Source organism: Limnohabitans sp. JirII-29 (assembly GCF_003063395.1).
Taxonomy (GTDB): Bacteria; Pseudomonadota; Gammaproteobacteria; order Burkholderiales; family Burkholderiaceae_C; genus Limnohabitans.
The window spans coordinates 199,175-211,445 of the sequence record NZ_NESB01000004.1 but is presented as its reverse complement, the minus strand read 5'-3'; the positions used below and the strand labels follow the sequence as shown (position 1 = coordinate 211,445).

The window sequence follows — 12,271 nt, the reverse complement described above, 5'->3', positions numbered from 1 at the left end:
ACTCCGGGGGGTAATGAGGGAAAACCCAGATTTTAGCGAGCCGCCCTACACCGGGCTGAACCCGCCTTGTCGCCTGCGTGTATTGACTCAAAACCGCTGGCTACACTCGTTTGGTCATGAATCGTGCTCCCTCCCATCCAACCCTTGCGGCCGATGCCTTGCTCTTGGCCGCGGGTCGTGGCGAGCGCATGCGCCCGCTCACCGATGCCACGCCTAAACCTTTGTTGACCGTGCGTGGCAAACCCTTGATGCAGTGGGCCATGGAGGGCTTGCAGCGTGGTGGCGTGCAACAGCTGGTGATCAACACGGCCTGGCTGGGCGAGCAAATTCCACAGCACTTTGGCCAAGTGTTTGAAATCGCGGGCCAAGCCCCGATGCACCTGCACTATTCGCAAGAAGGGGTTGACTTTGGTGGCGCACTTGAAACTGCCGGGGGCATTGTTCGCGCACTGCCCCAACTCGATGAGGTGTTTTGGGTGGCTGCGGGCGATGTGTTTGCCCCAGAATTTGTCTTTTCTCTCGAAGTTAAAGCGCGCTTCAAAGCCAGCCCCCAACTCGCCCACATTTGGCTGGTTCCCAACCCGGCGCACAACCCGGGTGGCGACTTTGGCTTGTCCCCTCAAGGCTTGGCCATGAACCTGCCCAAGCATGAGCCGACGACGGGAACGCCGGACGTTCCCCGCTGGACCTTCAGCACGATTGCGCTCTACAAGCGCGCATTTTTCAACGCACCATGGTGTGCCGTTCCCAACGGAAATCCGTTGGGCTTGAAAGCCCCTTTGGCACCGATGTTGCGGGCCGCCATGGACAATCACGCCGTGAGCGCCCAACTCTACGAGGGTCCTTGGACTGACGTGGGCACGCCCGAGCGTTTGGGCCAGCTCAATCGCTGAACCTGTACATCACCATCTCCCTAGCGCGCCATCCTATGATTCAAACGACTCTTTCAATCTATGCGCAACGACGCGCCCAGTTGGCTGCCCAATTGGGCACTGGTGGTGTGGCCATCGTTCCCACGGCGCCTGAGCATGCCCGCAACCGAGACAGCGATTTTCCCTACCGCCACGACAGCTACTTTTATTACCTGACCGGCTTCACCGAGCCCAATGCGTGGTTGGTGCTGGACGCCACAGGGCGAAGCACCTTGTTTTGCCAGCCTAAAGATTTAGAGCGCGAAATTTGGGACGGTTACCGACTGGGCCCTGATGCGGCGGTTGATACGCTGGGCGTCAGCGCTGCGTACTCGGCGGCTGAGCTGGACAAGCAATTGCCCAAGCTGCTGGAGAACCAACACACGGTCTGGTATCCGTTTGCCACGCACAAAGGCTTGGAAACGCGTGTCGACGGTTGGCTCAATGCCGTGCGCGCGCGCGTGCGCTTTGGCGCGCAGTGTCCCGCGCAGCAACGCGATGTGTGCGGCCCCTTGGATGAGATGCGCCTGGTTAAGGACGCACACGAACAAGACATCATGCGTCGCGCCAGTGCCATCAGCGCACGTGCGCACATCCGCGCCATGCAAACCAGCGTGCGCATGTTGCGCGCTGGCCAAGACGTGCGCGAGTACCACTTAGATGCGGAGCTGTTGCATGAGTTCCGCCTGCACGGCTCGCAGTTTCCGGCTTACACCTCCATCGTGGCGGCTGGTGCCAATGCGTGCGTCCTGCACTACCGAGCGGATGTGGCGCCTGTGCGCTCTGGTGAATTGGTGTTGATCGATGCAGGTTGTGAGCTGGACGGCTATGCCAGCGACATCACCCGAACCTTCCCCGCCAATGGTCAATTCACAGGTCCGCAGCGCGACCTCTACAACTTGGTGCTCGCCAGCCAAGACGCCGCCGTGGCAGCGACCCGCGCAGGTGCACGCTTTACCGATCCGCATGAAGCCACCGTGAAGGTACTGGCGCAAGGCTTGTTAGACCTTGGGCTGTTGAATCCAGCCCAACACGGGAACGCACAAGACGTGATTGAAAAGCGGGCTTACTTTCCTTTTTACATGCACCGCACCGGCCATTGGCTGGGCATGGATGTCCATGACTGCGGCAGCTATGTGGAGCAGTCAGAGCTGGGCCAAACCAGCGAGCGCCAAGACCCGCTCTCAGGCGAAACCATCATCAATCGTCCCAGCCGCATCTTGCGCGAGGGCATGGTGCTCACCATCGAGCCAGGCCTGTATGTGCGCCCTGCAGACGATGTGCCCGAGGCGTTTTGGAACATCGGTATCCGCATTGAAGACGATGCGATCGTGACCTCTGATGGTTGCCAGTTGATCACGCGTGGTGTGCCGGTGGTGGCGTCTGAAATTGAAGCCTTGATGCGGGCTTGATTTATTTGGCACGGCGCATAGGGTGTGGGTGGGGTGAGCCCGCCCGACGTAATCGTGACGCAGTCTCTGAGGAGGGCTGGCTTATCCACCCACGCCCTGTACTTCATAGCCCCTATCAATGAATTAGAAAATCTCAATTGGCCCAATCAATTAACTGGGCCTATCATTCCTCCTGTCCCGATTAATTTCGTTAACTGAAGGAGTTCCAGATGACTGCACAGACCCGTCCCGAGATCAAAACCATCGCCAACCTCGAAGCCGCTTTTGCGGGCGAATCGATGGCCCATATCAAGTACCGCTACTTCGCCAAGTTAGCCCGAGAAATGGGCGATGAAGAAACCGCGCGTACGTTCGAAGAAACCGCGGATCAGGAAGTCATGCACGCCTTTGGTCACTTGGACTTGCTCTACCCCAAGGCTGAGATGACCCCTGCCAAAGCCTTGCAAATCGCCATCGATGGTGAAACCTACGAGTACACCGAGATGTACCCCACGTTCCGCAAAACCGCCGAAGCAGAAGGCAATGCCGCTGCCGTGGCCGAGATGGACGAACAAATTGAAGAATCCAAAGTGCACGCCGCCCAGTTTGCTGCCACTTTGTTGAAAGCGCAAAAGCGCTTTGCTGCTTTGGCCAAGGTGGAAGAGCGCCATGCCAACCATTACCAAGCCCAACTCGACAAAGTCAAGGCTGCTGTTTAACCCACGTCCACCGACTGAACTCAAAAAAAGGAATACATCATGAGCAACGCTAATTTCAAATCTTTCATCTGCATCGTGTGTGGTTTTGTGTACGACGAGGCCGCAGGTCGCCCAGAAGATGGCATCGCCCCTGGCACTTTATGGGCTGATGTGCCGCAAGACTGGGCTTGCCCTGACTGCGGTGTGGCCAAAGCTGATTTCGAACCGGTCGAGTTTTAAGGAGTCACCATGACTGCACAGCGTCACCCCGATGCCCCCGTGTTGGTGGTGGGTTCTGGCTTGGCTGGCTGGTCTGTCGTGCGAGAGTTTCGCAAGCTCGACACCACCACACCAGTGCTCATGGTGACGGCCGATGCGGGTGACTTTTATGCCAAACCGGCACTCTCCAACGCGCTGGTACAGGGTAAAGCCCCCGGGCAATTGGTCACTACGTCAGCCGAAAAAATGGTGGCAACGCTAGGCGTCACGCTGTTGCAACACACCCAGGTCAGCGCGGTGGATGTGGTGGGCCAAGAAGTCCAAACTTCCAAAGGCGCATTTGCCTACCGTCAGTTGGTGCTGGCCACGGGAGCCCGACCCATTCGGTTGAGTTTCGCGGGCAACGCGACGCATGACGTGATGTCGGTGAACTCATTGGGTGACTACGCCACGTTCCGCGACAAGTTGGTTGCCGGTGCGCGTGTGTTGGTCATGGGTGCAGGCTTGATTGGTTGCGAGTTCGCCAATGACTTGGCAGCTTCTGGCTACGCGGTTCAGGTGGTAGATCCCGGCGCTGAACCCTTGTCCGCCCTGTTACCTCAAGCGGCCAGCGCCGATCTGCGAACGGCTTTGAGTGCGTTGGGCGTGCAATGGCATTTGGGCACCACAGTGCAGGCAGTAGATCGTGCAGGTCATGAGTTGGTTGTTACCTTGGCCAATGGGCAAAGCACAACCACCGATGTCGTGTTGAGCGCGGTGGGCTTGCGAGCGGACATTGGCTTGGCACAGGCAGCGGGTCTTGAGGTCGACCGTGGGGTGCTCGTGGACATTAACTTGCAGAGCAGTGCTTCTCATGTGTATGCCTTGGGTGACAACACCCAATATGTTGGATCATCGGTCGGTGGGCTTTCTCGCACATTGCCTTACGTCATGCCCATCATGCATGCTGCCAAAGCGCTGGCGCACACCTTGGCGGGTACGCCCACGGAGGTGCGTTTTCCTTTGATGCCCGTGGCCATCAAAACACCCGCCATGCCCCTGGTGGTGGCACCTCCTTCGCCAGGTCTAGCCGGGCAATGGCAAAGCACGGCGATAGGTGTTTGGCACTTTGTTGACGCTGAGGCTCAGGTGCGCGGCTTTGTGCTCAGTGGTGCACAGACCGCGCGTCGTGCCGAGCACACGCGGCTCGTGGTTCATTGAGTGGGCTTTGCATAAAAGTAAAAACAGAGCCACCTAGCCACGCACATCACGCGGCCGTGACCGCGGCTTGCCCCGGCCTACAATGAAAGCGCCTTGTTGGGCTGTTGCTTGGAATTCCAAGTGACAGCCCATTGCATTTTCAGGAGATAAACAATGGCCGTGAATTCCAACCAAGCCCGTGAAGAACTGCGCCGTGCGGCGCTTGAGTACCACGAGTTCCCTACCCCCGGAAAAATTGCCATTGCGGCGACCAAGCAGCTGGTCAACCAGCACGACTTGGCCCTGGCTTATTCACCCGGCGTTGCTGCACCTTGCGAAGAAATCGTCAAAGACCCGGAGGCCGCTTACAAATACACCAGCCGTGGTAATTTGGTGGCGGTGATTTCCAACGGCACTGCCGTCTTGGGTTTGGGCGACATCGGCCCACTGGCGTCCAAGCCAGTCATGGAGGGCAAAGGCGTTTTATTCAAAAAATTTGCGGGCATTGATGTGTTTGACTTGGAAATTGAGGAGAAGAACCTCGACAAGTTGGTGGACATCATTGCCGCGTTAGAGCCTACCTTTGGGGGCATCAACCTCGAAGACATCAAGGCCCCAGATTGCTTTTATGTCGAGCGCAAATTGCGCGAACGCATGAAAATCCCAGTCTTCCATGATGACCAGCACGGCACCGCCATCGTGGTGGGCGCGGCCATTTTGAACGGCATCAAAGTCGCCAATAAAGACATCAAAAACGTCAAGGTCGTCACCTCTGGGGCCGGAGCTGCAGCGCTGGCTTGTTTGGGCTTGTTGCTCAAGCTTGGCGTGCCACGTAGCAATATTTTCGTGACGGATTTGGCCGGTGTGGTCTTTGAGGGCCGCACCGAATTGATGGACGAAGACAAGATTCAGTTTGCTCAAAAAACCTCAGCACGCACCTTGGGTGATGTGATTGAAGGTGCAGACATCTTCTTGGGCTTGTCCGCTGGCGGCGTACTCAAAGCCGACATGGTCAAGAAAATGGCAGCCACGCCACTTATCTTGGCATTGGCCAACCCTACGCCAGAAATCTTGCCTGAAGAAGTTCAGGCTGTGCGCAGCGATGCCATCATCGCCACAGGTCGCACCGACTATCACAACCAAGTCAACAACGTCTTGTGTTTCCCATACATCTTTCGCGGTGCTCTGGATGCGGGCGCATCCACCATCAACGATGAGATGGAAATTGCTGCGGTCTATGCGATTGCTGAGCTGGCTCAAGCCGAGCAAAGCGAAGTGGTGGCGGCTGCCTATGCGGGTGAAAGCTTGGCCTTTGGCCCTGAGTACTTGATTCCCAAACCGTTCGACCCTCGCCTGATGATCAAGATCGCGCCAGCTGTGGCCAAAGCCGCAGCGGACAGTGGCGTGGCGCGTCGCCCGATCCAAGACATGCAGGCCTACATTGAAAAACTGCAGAGCTTTGTGTATGCCTCGGGCTCCACCATGAAGCCCATCTATGCGGCAGCCAAGCGCGCCAGCAAAAAACGCGTGTGCTACGCCGAAGGCGAAGAAGAACGCGTGTTGCGTGCGGTCCAGATCGTGGTGGACGAGGGCTTGGCCCAGCCAACCTTGATCGGGCGTCCCGCCGTGATTGCCAAGCGCATTGAAACTTTTGGCTTGCGCCTGAAAGAGGGCGTGGACTACCAAGTGGTCAACGTGGAGCAAGACCACCGCTACCGAGATTTTTGGCAAACCTATTACAAGATGACCGCGCGCAAAGGCGTGACTGAGCAATTGGCCAAAATTGACATGCGTCGCCGCTTGTCTTTGATCGGCACCATGATGCTGCAAAAAGGTGAGGTTGATGGCCTGATTTGTGGCACCTGGAGCACGCCGCATACCCACCTGAATTACGTCGATCAAGTCATTGGCAATCGCCCAGGTGTGAGCACCTATGCCTGCATGAATGGCTTGTTGTTGCCCGATCGTCAGGTGTTTTTGGTGGATACCCACATCAACTACGACCCGACAGCCGAGCAATTGGCAGAAATCACCATCATGGCGGCAGAGGAAATGCGCCGCTTCGGCATTCACCCCAAAGCTGCCTTGCTGTCCCACTCCAACTTTGGCAGCAGCAACCAGCCCACCGCCATCAAAATGCGCGAAACCCTTGCATTGGTTCAGAAAAAAGCGCCCTGGCTTGAAATAGATGGCGAAATGCACGGCGACGTCGCCTTGGACGGTGCTTCGCGCGCGGCTCAAATGCCCACGTCCACCCTCATTGGCAATGCCAACTTGTTGGTGTTGCCGAATTTGGATGCCGCCAATATTGCGTACAACCTCCTCAAGACAGCGGCAGGCGGCAACATTGCGATTGGCCCCGTGTTGCTGGGTGCGGCCAAACCGGTCCACATTTTGACGGCGAGCACCACCGTGCGTCGTATCGTCAATATGACGGCACTCACCGTGGCAGACGCCAGCGCCACGCGCTGATGACATTGTTGTAAGCACCTACTTTTCTTGCATTAACCACTTCGGTGCCCGCCCTTCTTGGGCGGGCACTTGCTTTTTTGTGGGCTTTCAGCGACACTTGCACATCAAATTTCGGGGTTTACCCGAATTCATGCAAACAACTTCCCCAGGAACTAGACGGCGATGGATATGCCACTTCGTACGGTGAAAACCAACATTGTTCAGTCGATTCGCGCATTCCGCGTGCAAGACTTGCAAGATGCTGCACAAGCACTCGGACACCATTTTTTGTATGCCAATTTGGCTCAAACCCAAAGCAAGCAAGATGTTCTGGATTTGATCGCCAAAGAGTTCACCTTCCCTGCCCAAGCCAGCAAGAATTTCGATTCTTTGTACGACGGTATGACCGACCCCTTGCACAAATCAGGTCCTCAGCCAGGTTTTATCTTGGTGTTGGAGCACATCCCTGCTCATGCCAAGTTCGACAAAGAAGCCCGTGAGCAGCTGTTGGACATCTTCCGCGAAGCCTCAGATTACTGGGCAGATCGCAAAGTCCCATTCCGTTGCTTCTATTCTTTCTCGGTGGCACGTGCACCATCGGCTGAAAAAGTCGCTGGTGCTGCGGATGTCGAAGGCGTGGAAGGTCTGGAAGAAGGCGAGAAGATGCCAACCGACAAGCTGGTCGATGTCTCGCCCATGGCCTTGCGTATGAGCAGCCCCTTCAATGCCGGTTACTGGTTGACGGCCGCTTAATCTTTCCCAACACCCGTATCCAAACCAAAAGCCCGTCATTGACGGGCTTTTTGCTGTTGGGTGGGTCTGTGATCTAAACGATCTTTATAAAGATTGAACCAGCGCCACGTATTCGGCGACAGGCACTTCTTCGGCGCGGCGTTGCACGTCAAAATGCCCGCCAAAACCACGTGCTTCTAGCCAGCGCCCCAAGGTATGGCGCAGCAATTTACGCCGCTGGCTGAAGGCGACTTGGACCATGCTTTCAAGTAAACGCAGGTCCAAGGTAGGAGGCTCAGCAAAAGGCACCATGCGCACCACTGCGCTGTCTACCCGTGGGGGTGGGTCAAACGACGCTGGGGGAACGAACAACACGTTTTCCATGGCGTAACGCCACTGCAGCATCACGCTCAATCGTCCGTAGTCGCTGGTGGATGGTTTTGCGACCATGCGGTCGATCACCTCTTTTTGCAACATGAAGTGCTGGTCTTGGATGACGGCCACATGGTCCAGCAGATGAAACAAGATGGGCGACGAAATGTTGTAGGGCAAGTTCCCCACCACGCGCAGACGCGGCACATTCAGCGTTTGTGCCAGGGCTGTGAAATCCACCCGTAGCACGTCAGATTCAATCACCGTCAATTGACCATGCGCACGCAGGCGAACCGCCAAATCACGGTCTAGCTCAATGACGTGCAGGTGGCCCAAGCGCTCCACCAAAGGTTGCGTGAGAGCGGCCAGGCCCGGGCCAATTTCAACCATGGGCTCACCTGGCTGGGGTGCGATGGCGTCGACGATGCCATCGATGATGGCCCCATCGGTCAAAAAGTGTTGGCCGAAGCGTTTGCGGGCAATGTGTTTCAACGCAGATCCAATTTATTGCGGGGAATCGCGGTATTCCACATAAGCGCGCCCACGCACCTCTTGCACCCACAGTTGGAGCGTTTCGTCGTATTTCTTCTCCCGCAGACTGTTGCGCACAATGTCGCGCATTTCGCGTTCACTCAACGCGGCGTCACGACGCGCCAACACCTGAATCAAGTGAACGCCAAAGCGAGAAATGACGGGGTCAGACAACTGGCCCACGGTCAACTTGTTCATCACCTGTTCAAACTCAGGCACAAACATGCCAGGACCCACCCAGCCCAGATCGCCGCCATTGGCGGCGCTGGCATCTTGAGATATTTCCTGTGCCACCTTGGCGAAGTCTGCTTTACCGGCGTCGATTTGGCGACGGCTCTCAGCCAGTTGCGCGCGCGCCGCGGTTTGGCTCAGTTGGCTACTGGGGCGCAGCAAAATATGACGCACACGTGTTTCGGTGACCGTCATGGTGTTGTTGCTGCGCTTGTTCACCAGCTTGAGAATGTGAAAGCCAGCACCCGATCGCACCACGGGGCTCAGTTCACCCACAGACAAGCCTTGGGTGGCTTCGACAAACAACGTGGGGTAACGGTCGGCGGGACGCAAGCCCATCAAGCCCCCCTTGTCTCGGTCCGCGCCGTCAGAGACTTCCTTGGCCACTACTGCAAAGTTGTCACCTCGCTTGAGGCGCGACAAGGTGCTCTGTGCTTTGGCTTGCAACAAGGACACGTGTGCTTCGCTGGCGTTTTCTGGCACCGCAATCAAAATGTGACCGAGCTCAATCTCGGCGGTGGTGTTGACTTGCGAACCTTGGCGGTCCCGAAGCGCTTGCTCAATTTCAAGATCGCTGATTTTGATGCGTGCAGGCACGTTGCGCTCAGTCAGTCGTCGCAGCGTGAGTTGGTCACGTTGATCTTGACGCTCTCGTGCCGAGTTCGCGGGCGTTCCCGTGAGTGGTTCGGTGGGGACGGCCTCTGCTTCGACGCCCGTTTCCTTGGCGAATTGCAACAACGCTTTTTCGTTGATCAAGCCTTCCAAGGCTTCGCGCAGCAAGCTGCTGGTTGGTGGGATCGAACGGCCTTGCTGTGAGAGCTGCTGACGCAACTGTTCTGCGCGCAATTGAACGTCGTGGTTGGTAATGGGTAACGCGTCAACCACGGCAACGATGAAATCACGCCCTGCCAACGCTGTTTGTGGAGATGTTTGTGCATGGGTCGTCACAGTGGCTGCAAAGACAACCAGCAAGACCAGGGGCAACCTGAGTGCAGAGCGAAGCATTGAAAAAGACATGGTCACCATCAATCGTAATTGCCAAAACGGCTAGGCGTCATCGAATTTTGACGCAGGGGTTGGTAGCGTGGCACATTGGTGCGCAACGAGCCCAAGGCATTGGTGCCCAAGCGAGAGAAGCCGACAAACTCCAATTGGAACAGCAAACGTTGGCGAGCCAAACCGTCGGTCACTTGCAAACGCTCGGCCACCACGCGGCTGATCCAGCAGCCTGCATCGTATTCGAAGCCAATGATGGACTCGACCACTTTTTTGTCCAAAGGGCTGTAATTCATGCGTGCCACGCTGTACCAGCGACCTTCTCCCAAGCCACGGCCCTCGCCCAAGGACTCATCCGCGCCACCCCATAGGTCGTGCAATGGCCATTGCCAACCGATATCGATTTGGCGTGAAGACGCCGAACCGTCGTCGTTGTTCTGGCTGCGGTAAGCCGCGTTGATGACGCGGTATGAGCCTGGGCTGTAACGCCCGCCTACCATGCGGCGTATGTAGTTTTCAGTTTTGGGGTTGTATTGCACCGTCGAGTCCAGCGCCCAGGTTCTGCTCAAGTTGAGGGTGGCACCGGCCAAGATATCGCTGATGCCCGATTTAGCCGTTGAGTCTCCGGGAATCACCACGCGTTGATCTTGCATCCGCAAACGCTGTGCAAAGCCAAAGCGCGCACCTTCTGCGCCTGTCTCAGGGTCTATCAAGCGTGAGATCGCGCCCAAGGTCAACAACTTGCTGTCAGAGATACGGTCAGAGCCACCAAACGCGTTTTCTGTGAACACGCTGGCGAAGTTGAACGAATTGCTGCCTGAGTCGTAATTGGGCAAATAGTTCTGGTCTCTGTAGGGGGTGTAGACGTAAAACGCGCGAGGCTCCAGTGTTTGTAACCAGGCACGGTCAAACAAGCGGTGTTTGCGTTCGAAGGTCATACCGCTGTCAAGACTGAAGGTGGGCACGGTTACGCTCGCGCTGGTTTGACCGGTGTGGCCGTCGTAGAAACTGTTGTTGGGCAAGCCGCCATCGAACTGGTAGCTGCGTGAATTCACCTGCATTTTGGGTGTGACATAACCCAGCGCATTGGTGAATGGGCGACTCAACTGGAGCGAGGCCACGCTGCGGTTGGCGTTGGGCGCGCAGTTGTACAAGCCGCTGTTGGCACATTCGTAGTCACGGTTCGATTCAAAGCGGGTCAAGTCGCCTTGCACGCTGAAGTCAAACCCCGCCACATTGCTGCGTTGCATCCTGGCGATGAACTGGGGCACACGGTCAAACGGTGGCGTGATGCGGTTGCTGGTGTCTGCCACGTCTTGTAGAGTTTGCCATTTTTGCGCCCGCAAGCTGGTGCTGAAAACGCCGTCTGTCCACGTCAGGCCTGCGTCGCTGGACAACAAACGTTGCACGCCCGAGCTGTTGACCATGGAAAAATCTTTCCAGTAGTTGTCGTCACTCACGCGGTTGAGGTTGAGGTTCAAGCCCAGCGTACCCCCTGCGTATGACGGGTCGATCAAGCCGGTGTGCTTGTATTGCAGACCCCAGCGACGCTCGCCGCGTAGCAGGTCTTTCTCCATGTAATCAATGCGTGCTTCCCCACCAAACGGCGCACCTGCCGATTGACTCTCCAGGTAACGAAACTCGGTGCCCAGGCGCAGCCCACGGCGGCTCCAGTAGGTGGGAAAAAACGTCACGTCCCGGTTGGGGGCCAGGTTCACATAGTAGGGCTGCGTGTATTCCAGGCCCCCAATGTTGTCCACGCCGATGGTGGGTGGCAAAAAGCCGGACTTGCGCTCTTCGGTCAACGGAAAGTCAATGCTTGGCACCGGCAAGATCGGCACATCTTTGAAGATCAGCGACGCACCTTCGGCAATACCCACATTGCGGTCCGTGTCCAAGGTAATTTTGTCGGCCTTGAAAAACCAATCCGGCATCCAACTCGGTCCCGGCTTGCGCGGGCAGGTGGTGAAGTCGGCCTTGTGCAGCACTGTGTGTGCGCTGTCAATGAAATCAATTCGCTCCGCTTTGCCGTAAGCGTTGTTCTTGAGCAGTTGGTAACTCGGTTGGGTGAAAAAGCCTTCAAACGCATCCAAGTGAATGTCTAATGCAGGTCCTTGGTAGACGTTGCCTGAGCGGTTGATGGTGACGTTGCCACGCGCTTGGGCCAAGTCTTCCACCGGGTCGTAGTCCACCTTGTCGGCTTTGAGCAAGATGTTGCCACGGCGAATCATCACGTTGCCTTCCAGCACGGTTCTGACATCGGTCTGACCGCTCAAATGGTCGCTTTGGATGAAGGTGGGCGACTGCTTGCGCACGTCATCTGGAATGACTTCTTGCAAGGTGCTGCTGGGACGCAGCGTCAACGCTGGTCCGTTGGACTCTTGCGCTTGGGCGGTTGACCCTATGCCCATCACGCCACCCAGCAAGCCCAGTGCCCACCCAAGAGGTAGACGAGACAGACGGGGATACGCAGGCAAGGACATGAACGCGAGACAAGCTTTCAAAAAGCGACGCTCTGGTCACACGCCCCAAAGAACGGTGTGCAAAGCTGGTTTGTAGA

Annotated in this window: 9 protein-coding genes and 1 pseudogene; 7 read left to right on the top strand and 3 right to left on the bottom strand. The window is 56.8% G+C overall.

The window, feature by feature from the left end; all coding sequences use genetic code 11:
* The first annotated feature begins 116 nt into the window (after nt 1–116).
* From B9Z39_RS08490 to B9Z39_RS08460, 7 genes and pseudogenes are all read left to right on the top strand, one after another.
* The gene (locus tag B9Z39_RS08490) at nt 117–893 is read left to right on the top strand and encodes a nucleotidyltransferase family protein (protein ID WP_108301374.1); all 777 of its coding nucleotides are present in this window, start codon (nt 117–119) and stop codon (nt 891–893) included.
* Between the two features lie 35 nt (nt 894–928).
* Complete coding sequence (locus B9Z39_RS08485) at nt 929–2,323, top strand: aminopeptidase P N-terminal domain-containing protein (protein WP_108301373.1); 1,395 nt, start codon at nt 929–931, stop codon at nt 2,321–2,323.
* A 209-nt stretch (nt 2,324–2,532) separates the two neighbouring features.
* Nucleotides 2,533–3,021, top strand: coding sequence for a rubrerythrin family protein (locus B9Z39_RS08480; protein WP_100146543.1), 489 nt, complete (start codon nt 2,533–2,535; stop codon nt 3,019–3,021).
* 39 nt (nt 3,022–3,060) lie between these two features.
* Nucleotides 3,061–3,240 (top strand): rubredoxin, encoded by a 180-nt coding sequence (locus tag B9Z39_RS08475; RefSeq protein ID WP_100146542.1) that lies wholly within the window; start codon nt 3,061–3,063, stop codon nt 3,238–3,240.
* Between the two features lie 9 nt (nt 3,241–3,249).
* Nucleotides 3,250–4,419 (top strand): FAD-dependent oxidoreductase, encoded by a 1,170-nt coding sequence (locus tag B9Z39_RS08470; RefSeq protein ID WP_100146541.1) that lies wholly within the window; start codon nt 3,250–3,252, stop codon nt 4,417–4,419.
* Nucleotides 4,420–4,572: 153 nt separating this feature from the next.
* Nucleotides 4,573–6,870, top strand: a complete 2,298-nt coding sequence (locus tag B9Z39_RS08465) for an NADP-dependent malic enzyme (protein WP_100146540.1) — start codon at nt 4,573–4,575, stop codon at nt 6,868–6,870.
* A gap of 162 nt (nt 6,871–7,032) precedes the next feature.
* Nucleotides 7,033–7,428: pseudogene (locus tag B9Z39_RS08460) on the top strand (barstar family protein); the annotation flags it as partial.
* Nucleotides 7,429–7,686: 258 nt separating this feature from the next.
* Here B9Z39_RS08460 and rsmA read toward each other — a convergent pair.
* From rsmA to B9Z39_RS08445, 3 genes are read right to left on the bottom strand one after another with little or no spacing between them, the layout of a single operon-like run.
* Complete coding sequence (gene rsmA, locus B9Z39_RS08455) at nt 7,687–8,445, bottom strand: 16S rRNA (adenine(1518)-N(6)/adenine(1519)-N(6))-dimethyltransferase RsmA (protein WP_100146538.1); 759 nt, start codon at nt 8,443–8,445, stop codon at nt 7,687–7,689.
* A 12-nt stretch (nt 8,446–8,457) separates the two neighbouring features.
* Nucleotides 8,458–9,732: a peptidylprolyl isomerase gene (locus B9Z39_RS08450; RefSeq protein WP_233248957.1), complete on the bottom strand. Its 1,275-nt coding sequence runs from the start codon at nt 9,730–9,732 to the stop codon at nt 8,458–8,460.
* 8 nt (nt 9,733–9,740) lie between these two features.
* Complete coding sequence (locus B9Z39_RS08445) at nt 9,741–12,194, bottom strand: LPS-assembly protein LptD (protein ID WP_233248956.1); 2,454 nt, start codon at nt 12,192–12,194, stop codon at nt 9,741–9,743.
* Nucleotides 12,195–12,271 lie beyond the last annotated feature (77 nt).